Consider the following 23293-nt stretch of genomic DNA (forward strand, 5'->3'; position numbering starts at 1 on the left):
TCCGCAGGTCGAGCAAGCTGATGCGGGCGCCAGTCCTAAAATCACAGCATCTTGATTTGCCTGAGCCACAGTTCAACCAGCTCCGGCCACTTGCCGACAGGCTCGTTCGGGTGGCGGAGGGCGAAGGCGTGGCCGCCATGCGCGAACAGGTGCAATTCGGTGGGGACGCCCGCCTTGTCGAGTGCGGAGGCATACATCAGGCTGTTGCAGACGGGGTCCGTCTCGTCGTTCCAGGCTTGAACGATGAATTGCGGGGGCGCGGCTTTCGTTACGGGCAGCTTCGGATCGAATGACCCGTCGTCCCTGCAGATATGGCCGGGATAGAGCGCGATGCCGAAGTCCGGACGGCTACTGATCGTGTCGATCGCATCGACGGGGCGATAGGTCGGCGCGAGGATGTTGCTGGTCTGCGCTACCAGATAGCCGCCGGCCGACATGCCCAGAACACCGATACGGTTGGGATCGATGCCGAGCTCAGCCGCCTTGGACCGTACCAACCTTATGGTACGCTGGGCATCCTGCAGAGCGCGTGGAATTTTTGGTGTGATCTGACGCTCCGTCACGGGATCCCAAAAGTCGTTGCCGCCCGGCGCACGGTATTTCGAGACGATGGAGGTGACGCCCCGGGCTACCAGCCAATCGCAAATTTCCGTGCCTTCCAGCCCGACGAACACCTTCTGGAAGCCGCCCCCTGGAAAGACGGTAACTGCTGTCTTCGTTCTCGGCTCTTTCGCGGGCATGATGGTCATAGTCGGAACCGCGACGTTCATGACGACCTGGGACCGGCCGCCTGCCACGCCGGGGTCCCGATACGTCCTGACCGTTTCGCCGGACTGCGGCCTGAACGTCCCGTCGGGTGCCGCGCCCGGCCAGATATTCATCTGGCGCGATCCTGCGGGCGCTCGCCAAGTTTCGACCTTCTCGACCGCATCGTCAGGGGGCGAAGCAGGCTTGCCTTGCTCGGCTGCCGTCGAACCACCGCAAGCGCAAAGAGCCGCCGTTACCACAAAAAGCCATACCATCTTCGATCGGGTCACGCGCGATCTCCTCATCATGGTGAATGGAAACGGTCTCTGCGCGAGATGGGCGCAGAAACCTCATGGCTACATGTCTTGTCGGCGCCGGCGGAAGTATATGTTCGGCATGTTCGGGCCGACAAAGGATATTAAATCCCGGCAGGCCATAGTTTATCTCATGACCAATATTGCGGAGCCTTGGGACCGCCATGTCAACGCGGCCAGCGTTTGCGAATGGCCGGTCCGATGACCTCGACGCGGTCAGTCCAGATCAGGCCGCCGAAGCCGTCCGGTACATTGGCAAGTTCGTCGACCGTGTCCAGCCGGGTGAAGTCATTGGAACCCAGGCCGGACACCGACCCAATCAGCATGACATCGGTATTGGCGTTGGCCATGCGCGCAAGAAAGCGGTTGGGCCAGCCCCAGGCCAAGTCCCGCGTGTTCATCGCGGCGAGAACCGTCCCGTCTCTACACGCCTTTGGAACGTAACCTGTCCAGCCCAGTGCAGCATAGGTGAGCGTGCATTTCGCGCCGCGTCTGTCATGGACCACCGGCAGTTGCGGTCGAAGTCTCTTGGCTGCCTCCGTGGCAGGGGTGTCGCCGAACAGGGCGATGTGGCCCCAAGCCTCGGGATGCCGCTTGTCAATGTACAGGACAAGGTTCGCGCCCGCGGACGCGCCGTCCTTCAACTGGACGAGGAAGCGCTGCTTCGGAAAGGCGCGCAACGCTTCGTCCAGCGTGGTCATCAGCCCCCGCCCCTGACCCCGGAGCGGGTAGGTCTTGCCGCCGTCCGCCGTGTAGCCATAGCCGACATCCAGGGACTTCATGTCCGCGAAGGTCGTCCGATTGACCGCACCTGCTCCGTCCGTCCGGCATTCCAGGCCGAAATCATGGAAGAGGACAAACTCTCCATCAGCCGCCTCCCTGACATCGACCTCGACGACATCCGCGCCGGCATCGATGGCGGCGCGGATCGACGGTAGCGTGTTCTCGATCAGGCGATGGCGTGGCGGCAGAATATGCCTGGCCTTGCAATCCTGGGGATTATCCGAGTTCCCCTCGAAAAGCTGATGTACGCCGCGTTGGGCAATTAGTGTCGGCCGCCCTGTCGGTAGCTTTGCCAGCCAGGAAGCGTTCGCCAGATACAGGGGCACCAGGATCACACCTGCGCCTATAGCCGCCAAATATCGACATTTCATGAGTCCCCCATTGTTCAACGCGGTAGTTCATAGGGCGTGAACGTCGTCATTCATTCAAGCGGCGTACCCCAGTGGATCGCTAGCGGACAGGAGGATGCCTAATCGGCAAGAACTACCGGCAATAATGCGATTGCCGGCGCTCACGACCGATCTCCTGCCTTTTAACCGCTCTGTTGCATATACGGCTATCTATCGCTGTGTACCGTGCCCTCTTTCCCAACCATTAGACAGTGGTGTTCAGGTGCATTGCAGCTTTGCGATCGCGGTGACCCACATCCGGACACGCAACCGGCACATCTTGCTTCCGAACTCCCGCCATTCGTTCATGTCAGCGAAAGCCGGGTATGAGACTCAGTCTCTTCAGACTGTCAGGCCGACGAAGATAGCGCCTGTCCGGCCACGATCCTGTGCCACCTCGAACGCCTCGTTGATTTGGTCGAGCGGGAAGCGGTGGGTGATCAGCGCCTGCGTCTGCAGCACGCCACGCGCCACCAGATCGAGCACCTCGACCTGTTCGGCATGGATGTCGTGAAAGGCGAAGCTGGCGCTGGGGATCAAAGTGATCTCGGACATCTGGATGCGCTGCCATTCCAGCGGGATGGCGATGTCGCCGGCATCGAAGCCACCGACGATGACGACCTTGCCGCCGCGCCGCACCAGCCGCGTGGCGAGCGGCAACGTCTCGGGCATGGACTCGCCGCCCGCGCATTCGAACACGATGTCGGCGCCCCGATCGTCGGTCAGCGCGCGGATCCCGGCCTCGGGGTCCTCGTCATCCGAATGGATGGTGCGGTCCGCGCCCAGCCGCGCTGCCAATGCGAGGGCGTGCGGCATCCTGTCGATGATCGTCACGGTCGCGCCGCTGGCCTTGGCGAGCATCAGCTGGCCGAGCCCGATCGGCCCGGCCCCGATGATCGCCACGCGCGTCCCGATGGTCAGGCCGGACAGATGCTGGGCATGCAGCGCCACCGCATAGGTGTCGAGCAGCGCGGCGTCATCGAACCCCACACTGTCGGGCAGGCGGTGGAACTTGTGCTGCGGACCGACGACATATTTGGCATAGGCGCGCGAGACGCTGGCGCGGCGGGTGGGATAGAGATCGGGGCAGCGATTATATTGCTGCACCCGGCACCATTCGCAGTGGCCACAGCCGAGCACGGATTCGACCAGCACCCGGTCACCGACCGCGACGTGGGTGACCGCCGGACCGATCTCGACCACCTCGCCCGCCAGCTCATGGCCCATGATACAGCAATGCAGCTCTTCTTCGGCCTTTTCCCAATGGCGCAGGTCGGTGCCGCAGATACCCGCCATCCGCACCCGTGCCTTGACCCAGTCGTCGGCGGGCAGGCGCGGCTCCTCGACCTCGACGATCTCAAAACGGCCATCGGCGGTCTTGCGGGCGGCTTTCATGGCGTGGCTCCCGTATGGGCGGCGGGTAGCTCCTGCCCCGCCGCTATAGTGGTGGATGTCAGCCCCCTGCTCCCAAACGGGATGTCGCCGTCCGCCAGAGCAGCGACCAGCGCCCGCCCGTCGCGCAGCCCCGCATCCCACCGCGCCCGCACGGTGCGGGGCGAGAAATCCAGCGCCTTGCCCGCGACTTCATCCTGCTGGTCGGCATAGCGCAGCTGCACCAACATGACCGATGCCGCCGCCTTGTCTTGAGCGGTGGCATAATGCTCCTGCCAGCGCACCATGGTCCGGCGCGACTGGGCGGCGAAGACCAGGTCCTGCGTTCGACTGATCAGACCGCCAAGGGTCGGCGCGCGCGGGCCAGCCAATGGCAACAGGTCGACGGCAATGCACAGCAGCGGTGCGTCACCGGGATCGGCCAGCACGGCATCAAGCGGTAGATTGGCCGACAACCCGCCATCGACATACGGCACGCCGTCGATCGCAACCGGAGGAAAGGCAGGCGGCATGGCGCAGCTTGCGCGGACATGGTCGGGGGCAATCCTGTCGCGCCTGTTATCGAAGACGATCTCAGCGCCGGTATCGAGCGCCACCGCCTGCGCCATGTAGCGGATCGCGCCGTCATTCAGCCGGTCGAAATCGACGAGCCGGGCCAGCGTGTGCACCAGCGGTTTCGTGTCATAGAGCGCGGGCGCGGGGCGTTCAGCCAGGGCGGTGCCCAGCGGCGCGAACAGCCCGCGCCGCCCGCCAAGCAGCGTCGCGATCACCTCGGAGCTGCGCCGCCAGCTGTCGATCATATCATCCCATGCCGAGACGGCGATGGCGCCGGTCCCTTCGGGCCGCCACAGATCGGTCAGCCGCGACAGGCGATCGGCCGGGGCGCTCCCCGCAATGATGGCACCATTGATCGCGCCCGCCGAGGTGCCGACGATCCAGTCGAGGGAGATACCGGCCCCATGCAGGGCCTCAAAGACCCCGGCCTGATAGGCCCCCAGCGCATTGCCCCCGGCCAGGACCATGGCGATGCGCAGATCGGGCGGCAGGAGCAGCGTCATGGACCGACAAACCCGCGAACGCCGGGATGGTGGCGTGGCAGGCGCAGTAATATCGTGAAAACTCAATGATATGGATCAGTCCCCGCAGACATTGATGGCAACCCCGGCCGCAAGCGGGGCGTTGCCCGACACCCATGCCCCTGGACCCGCAAGCCGAGCTGACCACCGCCGATCGCGAGCGCGGCTTGCGGCTGCTTGTCGTCGAGGCGGGGTTTTCGGGCGGCGCGGCCGCGCTGACCAGCGGGGTGATCCTGACCGCCTTCGCGCTGCATCTGGGGGCGTCGAACGTGATGGTCGGCATTCTCGCCGCGATGCCGTTCCTCGCGCAGTTGCTTCAGCTTCCCGCCATCCAGCTGGTCGAGCGATGGCGGCGGCGCAAGCGGATCGCGGTCCTGTCCAGCCTGGTCGGGCGCACCATGTTGGCGGTGATGGCGGTACTTGCCTTTTTCAGCGGGACGACCGCGCTGCTGATCTTCCTGGGCACGCAGATGCTGCTCTGCGGATTGGGCGCGGTCGGCGGATGCGCCTGGAATAGCTGGATGCGCGATCTCGCGCCCGATAATCGGTTGGGCGACGTCTTTGCCCGGCGGACGGTATGGCTGACGGCGATCAGCCTGATCCTGGGGCTGGTCGCCGCGCTGGCAATCGATTGGACGCGCACGGGATCACCCGCGCGAGACATGGTGTTCGCCGCGATGTTCGCCAGTGGCTGCGTCACCGGGCTGATCAGCGCACGGATCGTCGCAATGATGCCGGAACCGCTAATGCCGCACGCCCCCGGCCCCATCAAACTGCGAGCCCTGCTGGCCCAGCCGCTCCATGACCCCAATTTCCGCCGATTGCTGGTCTTCGTGGCCAGCTGGCAGTTCGCGATCAACCTCGCGACACCCTTCTTCACCGTCTTCATCGTCCGCCAGCTGCATTTTGCGGTCAGTTTCGTGCTGCTACTCAGCGTCGCCAGTCAGCTCGCCAATATCCTTGCGCTGCGCCTTTGGGGGCGGCTCAGCGACCGGTTCGCCAACAAGTCGGTGCTGGCGGTGTGCGCCCCGGCCTATATCCTGGCGATCGTCGCGATGATCGGCGCGTCGCAACTGGGCGACCGGGGCGCGGTGAAACTGTGGCTCATCGGGCTTCACCTCGTCATGGGCGCGACGATCGCGGGCGTGACGCTGGCCAGCACCAATATCGCGCTGAAACTGTCGCCCAAGGGGTCCGCCACCGCCTATGTCGCGGCCAATGCGATGACCACCGCCATCGCGGCCGGGATCGCACCGATCCTGGGCGGGTTGCTGGCGCAGTTCTTCGCCGCCCGCCAGTTCGAGCTGGTGGCGCGCTGGCGCAGCCCCAACGGCATCTTCTCCCTGCCGATCACCCTCACCGCCTGGGACTTTTATTTCCTGCTGGCCGGGCTGATCGGCCTCTATGCGATCCACCGCCTGTCGCTGGTGCGCGAGCAGGGTGAGATCGAGCGGCGGGCCATGGTCGGGCAGGTGCTGAACGAGACGCGGCGCAGTATCCGCAACATATCCTCGGTCGCGGGGCTGCGTGCCGCGACCGATCTGCCCGGCGCACTCCTGCGCGATGCCCGCACCCGCATCCGGTTGAAGCGCGCGCAGGCGGCGCGGGCGGGACGAATGCACTGACCCAGTTTAGCGGAACGCCATTTGCCCGGAACTCCGTTCTTTCTGAGGGGGTTGGCGATCATCCCGTCCCCCTTTCGGAGTTGTGCCATGCCCCGAACAGCGACGGCCGAAGCGCCGCCCGCGATCAGCCCCCATCTGCTGGATCTGCGCGAGCTGCTGCGCGACGAACCCGCGCCCCTGGTCGATTTCATCGTCGGCGACCTGACGATCCGGCTGCATAGAACCGCGACATCGGTGTTCGCGATCGTGCGGCGCCAAGGCAGCACCGGCGGGCTGGCGGTGCGCGCCGCCTTTGTGCCGACCAGCTTCGATTGCGCGGTGCTGCCGCCCGAGGGTGATGAGCTCGCCCGCCTTCGTCTGACCAGCGCCATGGGCGAGCATGTCATTTCATGCCTTGCCGACCGGCTGGCGATCGAGCGGCTGCGCATCACGACGCGATTTACCCCCGCCCGGCCAATGGTCATGCCCCCCGCCCCGCGCGATCTCTATCCCTTTGGCGCAGGCGACGATCCCCTGCGCGCGCAAGGGGTGGTGGAAGCGTCGCAGCGCGGGCTGAACACAGGACTCCTTTATTTCCGTATCGACGCACCGACCTTTGGGAACGTCCTCTACATCCAGAATTTCACCGCCTTGAACGACTATTTCCGCGCCACCGGCACGATCCCGCGCGAGGCGGTGGCGGGTAGCTGGCCCGAACTGGGCTATGCGCTACCCATCCCCGAGGCCGAGGCCGATCCCGCCGAGGTCGCGCTGCCGGCGGGAGAGCGCGTCACGCTGTCCGACACCATCCTGGTCTTTCGCCATCGCGCGCCCCCGCATGAACGCGAATCCGCCCGCCAGTTCGTGCAGATGCTGGGCAGCGCCTATGACCTACTCGAGCCGCCACCGGTCGCCTATCGCGACTGGATCGACCGTGCCGAGCGAGCCGCACGCGATCTGGACGAAGCCCCCGCCGCCACGATCCGCCATTACGGCCATCGCTATGTCCATCCCTATACCGGCGCGGAATATCCCGACATCATGGTGCAGATGTCGGTGATTGCCGCGCTCCACCGATGGGGCAATTGGTGCGGCGAGCCGCATCCGCTGGAAGCTGCGTTCAAGGCAGGGCTGCCGCGCTTCTTCGACGAAAAGCTCGGCACGTTCCGCCGCTATCTGCCCAATGTCGGCAAGGACAAGAACGCCGATGCGGTCGACAGCTGGTATCTCTATCACCCGCTGCTCAACCTCGGCACGCTGGCGCTGGACGGTGATGACGAGGCGCGGGCGCTGTTCCTGAAGGCGATCGACTATGGCGTGCGGGTCGCGCGGCATTTCGACTATCGCTGGCCGATCGAATATGACGTCACCGACTTCTCGATCATCACTGGGCGGGCCCCCGTCGACGGGCGCGGGCAGACCGATGTGGGCGGCATCTATGCCTGGGTCATGCTCCAGGCGTTCGAGCTGACCGACGACAGGACCTATCTCGATGAGGCGCGCGCCGCGATCGATGCCGCCATCGGGCTGGGCTTCGATATCAACTATCAGGCCAATCTGACCGCCTGGGGCGCGGCCGCCTGCATGCGGTTGTGGCGGATCACCAATCGCGACGTCTATCGCGAGCAGAGCTATGTCTATCTCGCCAGCTTTTTGCACAATGCGGTGATCTGGGACAGCCGCATCGGCCATGCCGCGCATTACGAGACGTTCCTGGCGGTCACCTGTCTTCAGGACGCGCCCTATATGGCGATGTACGAATGTTTCGACAGCTATGTCGCGTTCGAGCGCTATCTGGACGATGGCGGCCCCGACCTCGATCCCGAGGCGCGGATGCTGATCGGCGAATATTGCCGCCATGCCCTGTCGCGTGCCTGGTATTATTATCCCGACGCGCTGCCCCCCGACGCCATCGCCGAGGAACAGCGCGAGGCGAACGGTCATATCGACAAGACCCTCTCCTTTCCGCTGGAAGATCTCTATCCCGATGGTCAGCCCGCCGGGCAGGTGGGACAGGAAGTCTACGGCGCGGGCGCGGCGTTCATCTTCGCCACCAGCGCTTTCCATCCCGTGGAGGGCGCGCCCTTTCGCCTGTATTGCGACATGCTGGTCCGCGCGGTCGAGCGGGTCGGCGACCATGCGCTGTCGATCCTGCTCGACGGAGGCGAGACGCGCACCGCCTGGCTGCGCCTCGTCCGGTTGAAGCGGCGCACGCTGACCGACAGCCGCGTCACCACCGCCAGCGGCGAAGCGATCGCCCCCGATGCCGTCAGCGCCGACCGCGTCGACTATTGCGTGCCCGCCCATGGCCGCCTGATCCTGACCTGGGAATGACAATGACCAAGAACCCCACCATGTTGTCCGGCCGCCGCATCCTGCTGACCGGGGGCACCACCGGGATCGGCCGGGCCGCGTTGAAGGCGCTGGCGAACGAGGGCGCGCGCGTCCTGACCTTCGGGCGGCATCGCGACACGCTCGACGCTGCGCTCGCCGGGATCGATGGCGACGTGATCGGGATCGTCGAGGACGCCGCGACGCGCGACGGCATCGACCGGGTCTTCGCCGCCGTCGACGACCGGCTGGGGGGCATCGACATGCTGGTCGCATGTGCCGCGCTCGGCGCGCAGCCGATCCACGAGATGGCCGAGGACGACTGGCGCTATGTCATCGACGCCAATCTGACCGGCTATCTCGCCTGCGCCCGCGCCGCCATCCTGGGCATGCAGGAGCAGGGCGGCGGCCATCTGCTGTTCGTCGGATCGATCAGTGCCGAGATCAAGGCGGCGGGCGAAAGCGTCTATGCCGCCACCAAGGCGGGCATCCAGGCCTTTGCCGAGACGCTGCGCAAGGAGGTCGCCGACAAGCGCATCCGGGTCAGCGTGATCCAGCCCGGATCGGTCGACACCGAGATGCAGGAATGCAGCGAAGAAGAGAAACAGGCCGCCGTCGCGGAAGGCCGGATGCTGCCCGCCGAGGATGTCGCCGACGCGATCCTGTTCGTCCTCAGCCGCTCGGCCAATTGCGATATCGTCAACCTGCGGATCGAACCGCTGATCCAGAAGACGGCGTAAGGCGGGACGTCACAGTCCCACCCGCCGTACGACCAACCCCACCGCCGCGATCCGTTCGACATCGACATAGGTCGGCTTTTCCAGTTCGTCGCCGAAGATGTCGGGGTCGAGCTCGGAATAGTCGATCTCGAATCCGGTCGCGGGCAGATGCTCGGCCAGCGCGGCGCGCAGCACGTCCTGCCCGTCGACGACCGAGGCGCCGGTATGCAGGATCAGCCGGCCCTTGGGCTTGAGCAGAGCCAGGGCCTGAAGTGTCCAGTCGAGCGAAAGCTGGCCGCCATATAGGTTGCCGCCATCGCGATAAGCGCGGCGATCCGCATCGATCATGAACGGCGGATGGGTGACGATCTGGTCGAAGCAGTCGGTCAGCTCTTTCGGCGCGGACACCCGCTCGACGCTGTGCGCGACACCCGCATGTTCGGCGTTGATCGACGCCAGGAACAGCGCGCGCGGATTGATGTCGGCCAGCGTCAGGTGCGAGCCGCGCGCCACCCGCGCTGCGACGATCCCGCCGACCCCGGCGCCCGCCCCGTAATCGAGGATGTGCCGCGCGCCCGTATCCATCCGCCCGATGATCAACTTGGCGAACCGATAGCTGTCCGGCCCGAGAAACACGGATTCCGTGGCCGTAGTCGGATAGGCGGAATGGAGAAACAGCGTCCCCTCGACGCGCGACACGCGCAACGTGGCTTGCAACAAGCCGTCATCGCGTTGAACCAGTATCTCCGCCGCGGCCAAGGCTGCGCGCAGTTCTGCATCCAATACCGACGGCGAGAAGGGCAGGCTCCAGCCTAGAATGTCGCGCAAATCGGTCGCAGGCCGAGCCCCACGATTGACGAGGACCCGCGCATGGGTGGCAGGCGTCGGCGTCACGAACGTATAATGGTGTGCCTCCAGCAATTGCAGGAGATGCAACAGGCCCTCGCGCTGCTTTGCCGATCCGATCGGAGCCCGGATCGCCGCCGAGCCCTGGTTCTTTTCCTCTATCACATTATTATCCTTATATTTTCTCCTTCAATAACAGAGGTCGAGCGCGGTTCCCGGGTTCAATATGGATCAGTCTGTTCGCTGAACCGGCTGCGCTTGTTCGACTGCTCCCTGCCGTCCGCGTCTGATTCTGAAAACCAGCATGACCAAGGCACCCGCCGCTCCCGCGACCAGCACCGACGGACGGACCCCGAGGCGGACCGCCGAACGGTCGAGCATGACCTCTCCTCGACCGATGGCGTTGACCAGTCGCGGGACAAGCTGTGTGTCGATGAAAAATTTGGAGGCCGAAGGACCCGAGGTCTTTTTCAGCATATAGTCGCGACCGACCGTCATGGCACTTATCCTTTTTAAATCCGTATCTTAGATCATATTTGGGATAGCCGCCGCCGCCACAGGGTTAACGACAGGCCCCGGCGAATGTTTCGTACGGAAACGCCCGCCGCCCCGGCCGGAGATGCCCGATGAAAGCCACGTACAAGCCGTATCGCCTCCCCCCCGGCGGCTGGGGCTCTGCGCGCTCGGTCGGCAACATCCTGCGCCGGGAGGGCGTGCTGGGCAGCGCCAGCGTCGCGCTGTCGCGGCATAACAAGGTCGATGGCTATCAGTGCAACAGCTGCGCCTGGGTCAAACCCGCCACGCCGCTTCCCTTCGAATTCTGCGAGAACGGCGTGAAGGCGGTGGCGTGGGAGTTGACCGCGCATCGCTGCACACCCGCCTTCTTCGCCGAACATACGGTCAGCGAGTTGCTGACGTGGGACGACTATCATCTGGAACAGCCCGGCCGCCTGACCCATCCGCTGCGCTATGATTCCGCGACCGACAAATATGTCCCGGTATCCTGGGGCCATGCCATCGCGGAGATCGCCCACGAACTTCGCGCCGTGGAAGACAAGCAACACGGCACCGTCTTCTACAGCTCCGGCCGGTTGTCGAATGAAGGCAGCTATCTCTATCAGCTGTTCGCCCGGCTTTACGGCAACAACAACCTGCCTGACAGTTCGAACATGTGCCACGAGACGACCTCGGTCGCCCTGCCCGCCAGCATCGGCCAGGGCGTCGGCACGGTCGACCAGGGGGACTTCGCCAAAACCGACTGCTTGATGTTCTTTGGTCAGAATCCGGGGAGCAACTCACCCCGCATGCTACACCCGCTTCAGGAAGCCAGCCAGCGCGGCGTGCCGATCATCACCTTCAATCCGCTGCGCGAACGGGGACTGGAACGGTTCCTGAACCCCCAGTCGCCGACCGAGATGCTGACGGGCAAGGATACGCGGATCAGCTCGGACTATCATCAGGTCAAGAATGGCGGCGATCTGGCGGCGATCGCGGGCATCTGCAAGGCGGTGTTGACGCTGCACGACGATGCCTTGGCGGCGGGTGAGCCGCCCATCCTCGACCTGGCCTTCATCGACGAGCACACGCACGGCTTTGAGCGCTTCGTCGAATGGCTGCGGGTACAGGATTGGGACGAGTTGGAGCGGCGGTCGGGTCTCCATCGTGCCGATCTCGAAGCGACCGCGCTCATCTATGCCCGCGCGCAGTCGACCATCGGCATTTACGGCATGGGCCTGACCCAGCACCGTGCGGGGGTCGAGACGGTGCAGATGCTGGTCAACCTGCTCCTGATGCGCGGCAATATCGGGCGTCCCGGCGCGGGCATCTGTCCGGTCCGCGGCCACAGCAATGTCCAGGGCCAGCGGACGGTCGGCATCACGGAAAAGGCCGAGCTTTTCCCGCTCGACCGGCTGGGCGAGCAATTCGGCTTCGAGCCGCCGCGCGAGGCGGGATACAACACGGTCGAGGCATGTGAGGCGATCCTCGAAGGCCGGGTGAAGGCGTTCTTCATGCTGGGCGGCAACTTCGCCCGCGCCATCCCCGACCAGGGCCGGATGGAGCCCGCCTGGCGCCGGATGCGGCTGACCGTCAATGTCCTGACCAAGCTCAACCGTACGGCGCTGCTCCCCGGCGAGATCAGCTATATCCTGCCCGTCATCGGGCGGCTGGAGATCGACGAGACGGCGGCCGGGCAGCAAGTGCTGTCGATGGAGGACACCTCCGGCTGCGTCCACGGCAATCGCGGGATCCGCACACCGGCCTCTCCGCATCTCGTCAGCGAGATACGGCTGCTGTGCGAACTGGCGAAACAGGTGCTCGAGCCCCACCCCAAGGTGCGGTGGGACGACTATATGACCGATTATGCCGAAATCCGGCGCGAGATCGCCCACACCCTGCCCGACAATTTCCACGACTATGAAACACGGATGTGGGAGCCCGGCGGCTTCCAGCGCGATCTGCCCGCCAAACGGCGCGAATGGCAAACCGATACCGGCCGCGCCAATTTCGTCACACCGGAGGCACTCGACGAGGATCTTGACATGCCGGACGTCGGGCATGACGTGCTGCGGCTGATGACCCTGCGCAGCAACGATCAGTTCAATACGACCGTCTATGGCTATAACGATCGCTTCCGGGGTATCGACGGCATCCGCAACGTCGTGCTGATGAACCGATCCGACATAGAACGCCGGGGTCTGAAGGTAGGACAGGCGGTGACGTTGCACACCGTCGCCGATGACGGGGTCGACCGGCATCTGTCGGGGCTGATCGTCGTCGCCTACGACATCCCGGTCGGGTGCATCGGCGGCTATTATCCCGAGTGCAACGTCCTGATGCCGGTGTGGCATTATGCCGTGGGCAGCAAGACGCCCGCCGCCAAGTCTATCCCTGTGACGGTGACGAGCGACGGCGACGCGATCCTGGAGCCGGGAATGGAGGATCGTTCGATGGCATGACCGGCGCGAACCGGCTTTCGACGATCGGCGGTCAATCCAAGGTATAGAGATAGGCCGCGATCACGCGTGCCTCCGCCTCGCTCAGCCCTTGTTCCGGCATACCAGTGCCGGGACGCATCTTCTGGGGATGCATCAGCCAGTGCGTCATCGTGTCCGGATCGTTGGGGAAAGCGCCCGCAATATGCGCACGGGTGGCGATCCTGGACAAAGATGGCCCTACCCTGCCCGACGCGCCCGTGATTCCCGGAATATCATGACAGCCGCCGCAGCCGCGCTGCACGATGGCGGCACGCCCGCGATCGACCCGTCCGCCGGTGATCGCCTCGGCATGGGTTCGCGTCTTTGCGCGGGTCTCGGCATAGAGGGTTATCCCTGCGACGACCGCCGCGAGCATCGCGAGCCCGAACAAGGCGGCAAGCCACATCAGTGTCGCAGGCACCGGACGCCTAGGCATGGGCGATCCTTAGCAGACGCCGCATGACGATCAACGCAGCAGCCGCATGGACGACACCGCCCGGCACCCACATCAGCAGGCCCGCCAGTTGCTGATCCTCGGCGGGCGTTAGGCCGAAGGGCGCAAGGCCCAGCCGGGCATAACCGGCATACCAGGGGCTTGTCGCAAAAGCCATCAAGGCACCCAGCGCGCCCGAGACGATTGAGGTCGCGACCAGGCACAGGGCGGCGGTTCCGGCCGCGACGTGGCGCCCGAGCATCGCACTCCAGAAGAACAGCGCACTGACGAGGAATGACAGGTGCTGCGCCGCATGCCACCCCTCATGGGCGAGCGCCAGGTCGAACAGAACGGGCGCATGCCACAACCACAAGGCCGTCGCCTGAACCAGCGTCGCCGTCACGGGTGCCGAAACCATGCGCCACGGCACCGCGATGACGGGCGCCATGACCAGCGATCCGATGGCGCGCCGCCCGGCCGCCGGGAACGCCCACAGCATCACGGGCAAAGGCTCGGCCAGCACCAGCAACGGCGCGGCGACCAGCATGATCAGCTCATGCTCGAACATATGCGCCGCGAAGGATCGCTCCCCCGCGTCATGGAGCGGCGAGACGAGCGCGATGCCGAGGATCAGCCACCCCGTCGCGAAGAGCCGCGCCCGCCGCCCCCATCGCGCCCTGCCCCGGCCCAAACGCCGCGCCAGCCGCCGCCACCCGACGGCGAACAGCAGCACCGCAAGCAGCAGCGGCACGACGATCCAGGGATCGAGGGTCCAGCCGGGCGGCTCGTCATGGGGCTGCCCGGTGTCATGCGCCCAGGCCGGGGCGGCCAGAAACGCCAGCGCGACCATGGCTTTCACGCGACGCATGGCGGGATCCATAGAATGGCGAGCGTCTGGAAGAGGATCGCGAGCGCGAAGAAGCCCGCTACCAGCATGGCGGACCGTGCCAGCCAGACATCCGAAAGCGGGCTCTGCCGCGTCCGATACGGCCAACCGAACCACAGGGCACCAAGGCACAGGGCAAGGCTGGTGACACCCCAGCCGATCCCCAGGCCCGAGCGAGTGCAATCGCCGTGCAGCACCGCCGACAGCCCCTGCTCGAAGGCGAACCAGATGATCGGCGGCAGGACGAGCGCGGCCCAGGCGCGGGTGCGGATTCTCATAGCGCCCTCGGCGCCCAATAGATCAACGCATAAAGCGGCAGCCAGGTCAGGACGACGAAGGACCAGTAATTGGCGCTGTCTTCCACGTCGGAGAACTGATCGTCGCCAATCTCATGGGTGAACAGCCAGACCGCCTGGACCGCGCATTCGGCCCATTCGGTCACGATATGCGTCGTATGGAGCACCAGCAGCAGCCACAGGACCGAGCCATAGCCGTCCCGGTCCCACCGCACCCCCAGATGGGCGAATTCCGCCCCGCGCAGAGCCATCAGGATCAGGCCGATCAGGACCAACCCTGCCATGCCCCAGCGCACCGCCGCCGCCTTCTTGGCGCGGGCGCAACGCAGCACCCAGAGGTTCGGCACGGTGCTGAGCACCAGCGCGGCGGTGAAGACCCCGCCCCACAACAGTCCGGGCAGCGCATCTCCGACTGGTGGCCAGACGAGGCTTTGCGTCATCAGATAGAGATAGGCCGCCGCCGCCAGCGCGAAGCCCGTCCCTTCGATGACCATGAAACCGACATTGCCCCACCAGACCAGGTGCCGCGCGCCGATCGCACCGGACGGCAGGCTCGACAGGTCGGCGACGACCTCGAACGGGCGTGGGGGCGAGGTGGTCATCCGCGGTTCCTTCGCGGGCGCTGCGGCCAGAACCAGCCGGTCAGGGCCGCGCCGATCGGCACCGCTCCGACCACGATCGCCCAAGGGGTGAAGATGCTGGCGATGAACATCACGCTGACCGCCAGCGCGGACAGAAGCGGCCAGATCGAGGGCGATGCGCTTTTCTGGCGATAAAGCGGATCGGCATCGGTCACGGAGGTGATGAGTACCTCGCGTCGCTCGATCGCGACGCCGTCCGCGACGCGCAACGGAGCGCCGCCGTTCCACATCGGCGTCAGGCTGTCGACCATCGGGGTATAGGCGAGGTTCCAGGACGGCGCGGGCGCCTCGCCCGCCCATTCCAGCGTCGAGCCGCCCCATGGGTCCGCCCCGGACGGCGCCCCCCGCCAGTAACAGACCAGGGCATTGGCGACGAACACCAAACCGCCCGCCACCGCAATCACGCTGCCCAGGGTCGCGACCTGGTTCAGCCCTTCCCACCCCATGCCCGCAGGATAGGTATAGACCCGGCGCGGCATGCCCAGCAGGCCGAGCAGGTGCATCGGGAAAAAGCCCAGATTGAACCCGCCGACGATCAGCGCAAAGGCGATCCGCCCCCAGCGCTCCGACATCATCCGCCCGGTCGCCTTGGGATACCAGTAACAGAACGCCCCGAAGAGCGGGAACATCGCGCCGCCGACCAGCACATAATGGAAATGCGCCACGATGAAGTAGCTGTCGGTCAGTTGCAGGTCGAGCGCCGCCGACGCGGTCATCACCCCCGACAGGCCGCCGATCACGAAGGTCGTGACGAAGCCGATCACCCACAGCATCGGCGTCGCCAGCCAGGGCCGTCCGCTCCATATCGTGGCGATCCAGCAAAAGATCTGCAGTCCGGCGGGCAGAGCGATCGCCATGCTGGCGGCGGTGTAGAAATTGTTGCCGAGACGCGGGAGCCCGACCGCGAACATGTGGTGCACCCACAGACCAAAAGCGAGCGCGCCGATCGACAGGATTGCCAGCACGATTACCGAATGCCCAAAGAGCGGGCGGCGCGAAAACGTCTCGACGATCGCCGAGACGAATCCGGTTGCGGGCACGAAGATGATGTACACCTCCGGATGGCCGAAGAACCAGAAGAGGTGCTGGAACAGCAGCACGTCCCCGCCCCCGGCGGGCGAGAAGAAATGGGTCGAGACCAGGCGGTCGGCGATCAGCATCGACGTCACCAGCATGATCGCGGGCATCGACAGGATCGTCATGATCGACGCGACGAGCATCGCCCACAAAAAGACCGGCATCCGCGCCAGCGTCATGCCGGGCGGTCGCATCTTCAGGATCGTCGCCGCGACATTGACCGAGGCGGCGAGAGCCGCGACCTCGGTAAAGGTGATCATCTGCGCCCAAATATCGGCGCGGTGGCCGGGGGCATAGGCAGGGCCGCTGAGCGGGGGATATTCGAACCAGCCCAGATCGGGGGTGATGTCCAGGGCATGGCTGATCCACAGCGTCAGCACACCACCGAGATACAGCCAATAGCTGAACGCCCCCAACCGGGGAAACGCCATGTTGCGCTGTCCCAGCATCAGGGGAACCAGCCAGAAGGCCATGGCCTCCATGACCGGCACCGAGACGAGGAACAGCATCGTCGACCCGTGCAGCGAGAAGCTCTCATTATAGAGTTGCGGACCCATGCGGACATTTTCGGGCGTCGACAGCTGCCAGCGCATGTCAAGCGCCAACATGCCCGCCAGGAACATCAGGAGCAGCGCGGTGACGATATAGCGTGCCGCGATCCGCTTGTGATCGACGGTGGTCAGGAACCCCCACAACCCCAGCGGGTCGCGCCACGTCAGCGACAGCCGGTCCAGCCGCGTCTGTTCGGGCCTCATCGCAGGCGCTCCAGATAGGTGGCGAGCGCATCGGCATCGGGCCCCGACAATGGCACGCTCGGCATCGCGGTGCCGGGCTTCAAGGCCTGGGGCTGCGCGATCCAACCCTGAAGATTACCCCGCGTCATGGTCAGCGTGCCCGCCGCGATCGAGCGCCGCGCCGCAAGATGCGTCAGATCCGGCCCCGCCCGCCCCGACGCGCCTGTTCCGCGTATGGTGTGACAGGCGGCACACGGCCCCGCGAAGACCGCCGCCCCGCGCGACGCGACGGCGGCGGCCGGTCGCGCCTGCGTCGCCAGCCAGGCATCGAACGCGGCTGCGCTCTCCACCTTCACGTCGAGCGCCATATGCGCGTGCTGGGTTCCACAGAATTCGGCGCACTGGCCGCGAAACCAGCCGATCCGGCGCGGCGTCAGGTCCAGGATATTGCGGCGCCCGGGAATCATGTCGAGCTTGCCCGCGACATTGGGCACCCAGAAGCTGTGGATCACATCCGCCGAGCCCAGCGCAAGCCGCGTCGTTCGGTCGCGTGGCAGGTGAAGCTCGTTGGCGGTCTCGATCCATCGGCCGGTGGCGGGATCGCGATATTCGATCCGCCACCACCATTGGTGTCCGGTCACGCGCACGATCATCGCGCCGTGCGCCCGTGAGGCGAACACCGCGCGGTCCGCGACGAAGCTGCCGATGATGAGGACGGTGAGGCCGACGACGATCACGATGGCCACCGCCCACAGGCCCCGCTCGGGGACCACCGCCGCATCGCTTGCGGAACGGGCGCGCCACAGGCTCCAGCCCAATCCGCCGAGAACCAGCATATAGATGACGCCGCATACGCCCATCATCAGGAGGAAGAGGCTGTGCAACGCCGCCGCCTGATCACCACCTGGTGCCAGCGGCGACTGAATGCCCTGACACCCGGCCAGCGACAGCAACGCGCCGGTCACGATGATCCGCATCATTGCGGTCCCCACCAAGCCGCCCCCCGGGGTTCGGCCTGCTGGTCGAGTGCCTGTCGCCGTCGCTTCTCGGGCGTGTGGCGCTGCAAATCACGCACATAGGCGGTCAACTGCCAGAGCGGCTCGACCGGAATGCGCGTCGCATAGGCCCGTTCGCCATGACCATGGGCGATCGATGTGAAGACCGCGGCAAAGCCCCCGCCCCGCTTCCATCGCCCATCGGTCAGGTCGCGCGCACCCGGCGCGCCGTCATCATGGCATCCGGCGCAACCATAATAGCGAAAATACCGGCCGCCCTGCGCGACCTGCCCAAAATTGTCCTGATAATAGGCGATGCGCGGGTCCCGCTCACCGATGGGGGCGGTTTGCGGCACGGTCGGACCGATCTCCCGCGCCTCGTTGCTGCACCCGCAAAGCAGCATCGCGAGTACGGCCGCCCGCGCCCGTCGCATATCAGCCGCGGGCATGGTTCGACGCGCACCGGATCAGGCTGGCATCGCTCCCCGGATTTCGCCTATCCGCCACACAGCACTCCGCCAACCATGACGGATAGCTTTAGCCGAAAATACGAAGTTTTCGATGATCCACGTCAATATGCCACATCTTCTACCCACATGGATCAATGATCGACTTATGACTTCATATCTTTTTCTGACACGCGAGAATTACGATCGCCACCGACCAGCGGTTAAAATCTATATCACAGATGCACAAAAAACCTTTTAACCGAGCTGAATTCGGAACGCCGTCCTTCTGCCTCCGTTATCCCATTACGAAGCGGGGAGCGCGTGATGAAAGCAGTCGCTTGGCACGGTATCGGCGATATCCGGATCGAGGCGGTGCCCGACCTCCGTATTCAGGAACCGGCCGACGCCCTTGTTCGCCTGACCATATCGGCAGTTTGCGGCACCGATCTTCATTCCGTGCGCGGCACATTTGCGCGGATGCGGGTCGGCACGATCCTCGGCCATGAAGGCGCCGGCGCGGTCGAGGCATTAGGCGATCTGGTGCGCGGGTTTACCGTGGCGCTGCGCGGCGAACTGTCGAAGCACCCGCGCATCCACATCCGCGACGTCCATCCGACCTTCGCCGATATGCCCGGCGTGGATCGCACCGGGAATTACACGGGTGTGAAGCGGTCACTACCCCCCGGTTCGCTGACGCCCGAAACCGTGACAAAGGCGGTCGTCCGGATTGCCGATCACCCCCGCGATCGTCCTGAAGCTGGACCAGTTGCTGATCCCCAATCTGGCGGTCGGCGCCGCCCCCGAACGGCGACGGAAGGCCTGCGTCATGGGCGTCGGTACCGCGTTCGGCGGTCTCGCCGCAATCAGCGCATTGGCGATGCGACGCGAATAGTCTCGTCCTATCGATGCCCGCCGCTGTCGGCATATGGGACGACCGAAATTCGAGGGCGATATTGATCTGAAATGAGGAGGAAATGATGACCGACGACAAAAACAAGCAAGGCCGACAAGATCGTAGCAGGGTCGCTGGCGAGGAACCCTATGAAGTCGCGTATTTCGCATCAAAGCATGGGCTATCGCAGGGGCAGGCTCGCGAATTGATCGCGCGGATCGGCAATGATCGCGCCGAGTTGGACGCCGCGGCGCAAAAACTGACGGGTCGACGCGGCGACGGATAAAGCCTCGGCTAATCCTGGCGGTCGCCGCCGCTGTTGGACGCGTATCGGCTGATCGCCAAAAACATCTGGTCCCTTGCGCTGCTCGCCACCTTGAGCTCGTCCGCCCTCAACCGGAATTCGTGAGTATGGCCACCACGCCGTCACCCTTGAATGATAATCCGAACCGAGACGGGGACGACGGTTGGTGCGCCTCCATGACGAGAGCGGCCAATCATCGGGCGGCTTCCGTGCCATTTGCGCGCAAGTTCCGCCGCGCACCGCTGCCACCACACCATCCCGATGCACTGATCAACGACGTCGTTTACGACCGGATGATCGATCCGAACTGGTCGGCCTTGCAGCGGACCTTCGTCGACAAGGAAACGGCCAAGGTCGAGGCACAGCGACGCTTCCCCGCCCTTCATATCCCGGACACGCTGGCCGTCATGCCGGTCGAGAAGCTGACGTCGCCCGAGCAGTTCTTCGACCGGCTTCGTCCGTATATCGGTACGGACGCCGTCGCCAAGCCGACCCATGCCAGTGGCGGCGTCGTGTTCCTGCGCGATCTCGTCGATCCTGCGGCTTTGCGTGGACTATATGACCTGGCTTCGATCGATTACGCGGCGATCCTGCGCGAAATGCAATATTGGCGACTGCCGCGAAAGATCATCGTCGAAACGCTGATACCGGCGCATCGCTTGGGACCGCCCGACGATTACAAGTTCCATTGCATCCATGGCGAGCCGCTATTGTGCCAGATCGACCATGGGCGGTTCGCACAGCCGTGGAGCCGATTGTTCCGTGTACCGCAATTCGATGCGATGGATGAAAGAGATGGCCTGACCGTGCCAAACGGTTTCGCCATGGCGACGCGCGACCGGCTGGATATGATGATCGCCGCTGCGCGCGCGCTTTCGGCGCCGTTCGAGTTCGTCCGCGTCGACCTGTACGATGGTCGCGACGGCATCTATTTCGGAGAACTCACCTTCACGCCCGCCGCGTCGCTGGGCATCGCGCCATCCAGCGCTGGTGTTCATCGCGAAACGGCGACGCACCATATCTATAGCCGCACCCTCATGGACGCGCTCCGCAAGGCGTGGAAGGCGATCTAGCGCCCTTCTATCAGGGCCTTGATCCGCGTCGCCATGGCTTCCATGGCAAAGGGCTTGGTCATGACATGCATACCCGGTTCGAGCTGCCCGTTACCGACCGCGGCATTCTGCGCAAAGCCGGTGATGAACAGGACTTTCAAATCGGGTCGGGTCACCCGGGCGGCATCGGCCATCTGACGCCCATTCATCCCACCCGGCAAACCGACATCCGAAACCAGAAGATCGATCCGCACATCGGATTGCAGAACGCTCAGCCCCGCCGCTCCGTCGGCCGCCTCGATCGCGGTATAACCAAGTTCTTCCAGCACGTCGGTGACCAGCATTCGCACTGATGGCTCATCATCGACGATCAGCACCGTTTCGCCCGACCTGGCGCGGGGGGCATCGGCCAGGTCGGCGACATCGTCTTCCGCCTCGGCGCGGCCGATATGCGCGGGCAAATAGATACAGACGGTCGTGCCCTCTCCGGGATGGGAATGGATGCGAACGCTGCCGCCCGACTGGCGGGCAAAGCCATAGATCATCGACAGGCCAAGGCCGGTGCCGACGCCGATCGGCTTGGTGGTGAAGAACGGGTCGAACGCCTTGGCGACGACATCGGGCGTCATCCCGGTCCCCGTATCGGACACGCACACGGCGACATAGCGCCCCGGCTCCATTTCGTGAAAGCGTGCCATGCGTTCGTCCAGTGTCCGGTTGGACGTTTCGATGGTCAGCCTTCCCCCATCCGGCATCGCGTCCCGTGCGTTGATGCAGAGATTGAGCAGGGCATTTTCCAACTGATTGGGATCCACCAACGTGGCCCATAGCTCCGCCTGCGCGACATAGCGGGTATCCACGTCCGGGCCCACCGAGCGCATGATCAGCTCGAGCATTCCATCGATCAGCCGATTGGGGTCGATCAGCTTGGGGTCCAGCGTCTGGCGTCGGGAGAAGGCGAGCAGACGGTGGGTCAAGGCGGCGGCGCGCTTGGCCGCACCCTGCGCCGCCGCATTATATTTCTCGACATCGCCGATCCGACCCTGTCCGATACGGATCGCCATCATCTCCAGGCTGCCCGTGATGCCCGTCAGCAGATTGTTGAAGTCATGCGCCAGCCCGCCGGTCAACTGCCCGACCGCTTCCATCTTCTGGCTCTGGCGCAACTGTTCTTCGACGCGGCGATGATCCGTCATGTCGCGGCCGATCGAGTAGAACAAGTCGGCCTCGGGCGCCGTGGCCCAGGAGATGACATGATAGCAGCCGTCCCGTCCGCGAAACCGGTTCTCGAAATGCGCCGCCTCTTCCCCCTTGGCGAGGCGCGCGAACTCGGCGGCCGTCGCCTCGCGGTCCTCCGGGTGGATCAGGTCGAAGAAGTTGGCGCGGAGCAGTTCGTCTTCGGTCCAACCCAGCATGGCCGTCCAGGCGGCATTGACGGTGTGGAGGCGGCCATCGGCGCTGCATACGTCCATCAGGTCGCCGGACAGCTGCCAGATCCGGTCGCGTTCGCGGGTGCGCTCGGCGATCTCCTCGGCCAGCGTGTCGTTCTGTGCCCTCAACGCGATCTCCGCCGCCTTTCTCAGGCTGGCATCCTTGAAATAGACGGCCAGCCCGCCGGTCGTGATCGGATGAATATCGATGTCGACCCATTTGCCCAAAATCGGGGATTTCGCTTCGAGGCGGACGGCGATGCGCTCGGCCATTGCGCGTTGATGAGCGTGATAGGGTTCGCTGCCGCCCGCCTGGGGAAACTCATCCCAGCAGATTTTGCCGATCAAGTCCTGGGGCGCCCGCCCCCAAAGCTCGCCCGCCTTACGGTTGACGTAGGTGAAGCGCCACTGCGCATCCACGGCATAAAATGGGTCCTGAAGCGACTCGGTCAACTCGGCGAGCATTGCGTTGGCACCGCTTGTCTCTTTGCGACTATCCTCCAGATCCTGAACGGCGCGACGCTGATCGGTACGGTCGCGCAGGATTTTGACGTAGCCCCCTTCCTCCAGCCGCAGCGGCATCAGCTCGCCCAGCGCGAAGAACAGGCTGCCGTCGCGCCGTACGTGCCAGCGTTCATCGGCGGCACGTCCCGCTTCATCGGCATGCCGCATTTCTCGACGCGGCACGCCGTCCGCGCGATCGTCCGCCGTGAATATGATCTCGCCAGACTGGCCCAGCGCTTCGTCAGCGGACCAGCCGAGCACATGTTCGGCCCCGCTATTCCAGCTTGTAATGAGACCGGCGGAATCGAGGGAAATGATCGCGTAATCCATCGCGCTTTCGATGATGGCATTCGCAATGGCGGCTTTACGCTTCATCGTCTGTCAAACCCGTTGGAGTATGTCGCTCATCAATCGGCCTTGGCTT

21 protein-coding genes are annotated in these 23293 nt (G+C 64.8%); 7 read left to right on the plus strand and 14 right to left on the minus strand.

Translation table 11 applies throughout. The features are described from left to right. Positions 1-41: 41 nt before the first annotated feature. The 4 genes from ACQHGV_RS08300 to ACQHGV_RS08315 all read right to left on the minus strand — a co-directional run bounded on the left by ACQHGV_RS08300 (position 42) and on the right by ACQHGV_RS08315 (position 4683). Entirely contained in the window at positions 42-1037 is a 996-nt protein-coding gene (locus tag ACQHGV_RS08300) for an alpha/beta hydrolase (protein ID WP_440977830.1), read from the minus strand. A 191-nt stretch (positions 1038-1228) separates the two neighbouring features. After that, positions 1229-2179, minus strand: coding sequence for a glycerophosphodiester phosphodiesterase family protein (locus tag ACQHGV_RS08305; RefSeq protein WP_440977831.1), 951 nt, complete (start codon positions 2177-2179; stop codon positions 1229-1231). Positions 2180-2575: 396 nt separating this feature from the next. Beyond that, entirely contained in the window at positions 2576-3628 is a 1053-nt protein-coding gene (locus ACQHGV_RS08310; protein ID WP_440977832.1) for a zinc-dependent alcohol dehydrogenase, read from the minus strand. Further along, on the minus strand, positions 3625-4683 hold the full coding sequence (locus ACQHGV_RS08315; RefSeq protein ID WP_440977833.1) for a patatin-like phospholipase family protein: 1059 nt from the start codon (positions 4681-4683) through the stop codon (positions 3625-3627). The genes ACQHGV_RS08310 and ACQHGV_RS08315 overlap by 4 nt, the downstream gene beginning before the upstream one ends. 134 nt (positions 4684-4817) lie before the next feature. On the opposite strand from ACQHGV_RS08315, the gene ACQHGV_RS08320 reads away from it, so the two are divergent. From ACQHGV_RS08320 to ACQHGV_RS08330, 3 genes are all read left to right on the plus strand, one after another. Then, positions 4818-6326: an MFS transporter gene (locus tag ACQHGV_RS08320; RefSeq protein ID WP_440977834.1), complete on the plus strand. Its 1509-nt coding sequence runs from the start codon at positions 4818-4820 to the stop codon at positions 6324-6326. A gap of 87 nt (positions 6327-6413) precedes the next feature. Further along, positions 6414-8639 (plus strand): hypothetical protein, encoded by a 2226-nt coding sequence (locus ACQHGV_RS08325; RefSeq protein WP_440977835.1) that lies wholly within the window; start codon positions 6414-6416, stop codon positions 8637-8639. Between the two features lie 2 nt (positions 8640-8641). Beyond that, entirely contained in the window at positions 8642-9376 is a 735-nt protein-coding gene (locus ACQHGV_RS08330; RefSeq protein ID WP_440977836.1) for an SDR family oxidoreductase, read from the plus strand. Between the two features lie 9 nt (positions 9377-9385). Here ACQHGV_RS08330 and ACQHGV_RS08335 read toward each other — a convergent pair whose 3' ends face one another. Continuing rightward, positions 9386-10366 (minus strand): methyltransferase, encoded by a 981-nt coding sequence (locus ACQHGV_RS08335; RefSeq protein WP_440977837.1) that lies wholly within the window; start codon positions 10364-10366, stop codon positions 9386-9388. Between the two features lie 66 nt (positions 10367-10432). Next, positions 10433-10699 (minus strand): hypothetical protein, encoded by a 267-nt coding sequence (locus ACQHGV_RS08340; protein ID WP_440977838.1) that lies wholly within the window; start codon positions 10697-10699, stop codon positions 10433-10435. Positions 10700-10827: 128 nt separating this feature from the next. Between ACQHGV_RS08340 and ACQHGV_RS08345 the strand changes: the two genes are divergently transcribed. Then, positions 10828-13158: an FdhF/YdeP family oxidoreductase gene (locus ACQHGV_RS08345; RefSeq protein WP_440977839.1), complete on the plus strand. Its 2331-nt coding sequence runs from the start codon at positions 10828-10830 to the stop codon at positions 13156-13158. A gap of 31 nt (positions 13159-13189) precedes the next feature. Here the strand turns inward: ACQHGV_RS08345 and ACQHGV_RS08350 are convergent, their stop codons facing one another. From ACQHGV_RS08350 to ACQHGV_RS08380, 7 genes are read right to left on the minus strand one after another with little or no spacing between them, the layout of a single operon-like run. Continuing rightward, positions 13190-13612, minus strand: coding sequence for a c-type cytochrome (locus tag ACQHGV_RS08350; protein ID WP_440977840.1), 423 nt, complete (start codon positions 13610-13612; stop codon positions 13190-13192). Further along, positions 13605-14477 (minus strand): cytochrome c oxidase assembly protein, encoded by an 873-nt coding sequence (locus ACQHGV_RS08355; RefSeq protein ID WP_440977841.1) that lies wholly within the window; start codon positions 14475-14477, stop codon positions 13605-13607. Before ACQHGV_RS08355 ends, ACQHGV_RS08350 begins: the two co-directional genes overlap by 8 nt. Continuing rightward, positions 14465-14773, minus strand: a complete 309-nt coding sequence (locus tag ACQHGV_RS08360) for a hypothetical protein (protein ID WP_440977842.1) — start codon at positions 14771-14773, stop codon at positions 14465-14467. Before ACQHGV_RS08360 ends, ACQHGV_RS08355 begins: the two co-directional genes overlap by 13 nt. Then, a complete protein-coding gene (locus ACQHGV_RS08365) occupies positions 14770-15393 on the minus strand; it encodes a cytochrome c oxidase subunit 3 (RefSeq protein WP_440977843.1) in 624 nt (207 codons plus the stop codon). Before ACQHGV_RS08365 ends, ACQHGV_RS08360 begins: the two co-directional genes overlap by 4 nt. Next, on the minus strand, positions 15390-17264 hold the full coding sequence (locus ACQHGV_RS08370; RefSeq protein WP_440977844.1) for a cbb3-type cytochrome c oxidase subunit I: 1875 nt from the start codon (positions 17262-17264) through the stop codon (positions 15390-15392). Before ACQHGV_RS08370 ends, ACQHGV_RS08365 begins: the two co-directional genes overlap by 4 nt. After that, the gene (locus ACQHGV_RS08375) at positions 17261-18223 is read right to left on the minus strand and encodes a cytochrome c oxidase subunit II (RefSeq protein ID WP_167345437.1); all 963 of its coding nucleotides are present in this window, start codon (positions 18221-18223) and stop codon (positions 17261-17263) included. Before ACQHGV_RS08375 ends, ACQHGV_RS08370 begins: the two co-directional genes overlap by 4 nt. Further along, complete coding sequence (locus ACQHGV_RS08380) at positions 18220-18687, minus strand: hypothetical protein (protein ID WP_440977845.1); 468 nt, start codon at positions 18685-18687, stop codon at positions 18220-18222. Before ACQHGV_RS08380 ends, ACQHGV_RS08375 begins: the two co-directional genes overlap by 4 nt. Before the next feature lie 324 nt (positions 18688-19011). On the opposite strand from ACQHGV_RS08380, the gene ACQHGV_RS08385 reads away from it, so the two are divergent. The 3 genes from ACQHGV_RS08385 to ACQHGV_RS08395 all read left to right on the plus strand — a co-directional run bounded on the left by ACQHGV_RS08385 (position 19012) and on the right by ACQHGV_RS08395 (position 20956). Continuing rightward, positions 19012-19644 carry an alcohol dehydrogenase catalytic domain-containing protein gene (locus ACQHGV_RS08385; protein ID WP_440977846.1) on the plus strand — a complete coding sequence of 211 codons (633 nt, stop codon included), beginning with the start codon at positions 19012-19014 and terminating at the stop codon, positions 19642-19644. A 17-nt stretch (positions 19645-19661) separates the two neighbouring features. Next, a complete protein-coding gene (locus ACQHGV_RS08390) occupies positions 19662-19865 on the plus strand; it encodes a DUF3606 domain-containing protein (RefSeq protein WP_084787799.1) in 204 nt (67 codons plus the stop codon). 227 nt (positions 19866-20092) lie between these two features. Next, entirely contained in the window at positions 20093-20956 is an 864-nt protein-coding gene (locus ACQHGV_RS08395) for an ATP-grasp fold amidoligase family protein (RefSeq protein ID WP_440977847.1), read from the plus strand. Here ACQHGV_RS08395 and ACQHGV_RS08400 read toward each other — a convergent pair. Continuing rightward, the gene (locus ACQHGV_RS08400; protein WP_440977848.1) at positions 20953-23244 is read right to left on the minus strand and encodes a PAS domain S-box protein; all 2292 of its coding nucleotides are present in this window, start codon (positions 23242-23244) and stop codon (positions 20953-20955) included. The two genes, ACQHGV_RS08395 and ACQHGV_RS08400, sit on opposite strands and share 4 nt — an antisense overlap. Between the last annotated feature and the right edge of the window lie 49 nt (positions 23245-23293).

It is taken from the genome of Sphingomonas pseudosanguinis (genome assembly GCF_052056765.1).
GTDB lineage: Bacteria > Pseudomonadota > Alphaproteobacteria > Sphingomonadales > Sphingomonadaceae > Sphingomonas > Sphingomonas pseudosanguinis.

Bases quoted from the DNA above. Each gene is read 5' to 3' on its own strand.
- ACQHGV_RS08310 (WP_440977832.1), bottom strand. From the start codon at position 3,628: ATGAAAGCCGCCCGCAAGACCGCCGATGGCCGTTTTGAGATCGTCGAG.
- ACQHGV_RS08315 (WP_440977833.1), bottom strand. From the start codon at position 4,683: ATGACGCTGCTCCTGCCGCCCGATCTGCGCATCGCCATGGTCCTGGCC.
- ACQHGV_RS08320 (WP_440977834.1), top strand. From the start codon at position 4,818: ATGCCCCTGGACCCGCAAGCCGAGCTGACCACCGCCGATCGCGAGCGC.
- ACQHGV_RS08325 (WP_440977835.1), top strand. From the start codon at position 6,414: ATGCCCCGAACAGCGACGGCCGAAGCGCCGCCCGCGATCAGCCCCCAT.
- ACQHGV_RS08330 (WP_440977836.1), top strand. From the start codon at position 8,642: ATGACCAAGAACCCCACCATGTTGTCCGGCCGCCGCATCCTGCTGACC.
- ACQHGV_RS08340 (WP_440977838.1), bottom strand. From the start codon at position 10,699: ATGACGGTCGGTCGCGACTATATGCTGAAAAAGACCTCGGGTCCTTCG.
- ACQHGV_RS08345 (WP_440977839.1), top strand. From the start codon at position 10,828: ATGAAAGCCACGTACAAGCCGTATCGCCTCCCCCCCGGCGGCTGGGGC.
- ACQHGV_RS08350 (WP_440977840.1), bottom strand. From the start codon at position 13,612: ATGCCTAGGCGTCCGGTGCCTGCGACACTGATGTGGCTTGCCGCCTTG.
- ACQHGV_RS08355 (WP_440977841.1), bottom strand. From the start codon at position 14,477: ATGCGTCGCGTGAAAGCCATGGTCGCGCTGGCGTTTCTGGCCGCCCCG.
- ACQHGV_RS08360 (WP_440977842.1), bottom strand. From the start codon at position 14,773: ATGAGAATCCGCACCCGCGCCTGGGCCGCGCTCGTCCTGCCGCCGATC.
- ACQHGV_RS08365 (WP_440977843.1), bottom strand. From the start codon at position 15,393: ATGACCACCTCGCCCCCACGCCCGTTCGAGGTCGTCGCCGACCTGTCG.
- ACQHGV_RS08370 (WP_440977844.1), bottom strand. From the start codon at position 17,264: ATGAGGCCCGAACAGACGCGGCTGGACCGGCTGTCGCTGACGTGGCGC.
- ACQHGV_RS08375 (WP_167345437.1), bottom strand. From the start codon at position 18,223: ATGATGCGGATCATCGTGACCGGCGCGTTGCTGTCGCTGGCCGGGTGT.
- ACQHGV_RS08380 (WP_440977845.1), bottom strand. From the start codon at position 18,687: ATGCCCGCGGCTGATATGCGACGGGCGCGGGCGGCCGTACTCGCGATG.
- ACQHGV_RS08385 (WP_440977846.1), top strand. From the start codon at position 19,012: ATGAAAGCAGTCGCTTGGCACGGTATCGGCGATATCCGGATCGAGGCG.
- ACQHGV_RS08390 (WP_084787799.1), top strand. From the start codon at position 19,662: ATGATGACCGACGACAAAAACAAGCAAGGCCGACAAGATCGTAGCAGG.
- ACQHGV_RS08400 (WP_440977848.1), bottom strand. From the start codon at position 23,244: ATGAAGCGTAAAGCCGCCATTGCGAATGCCATCATCGAAAGCGCGATG.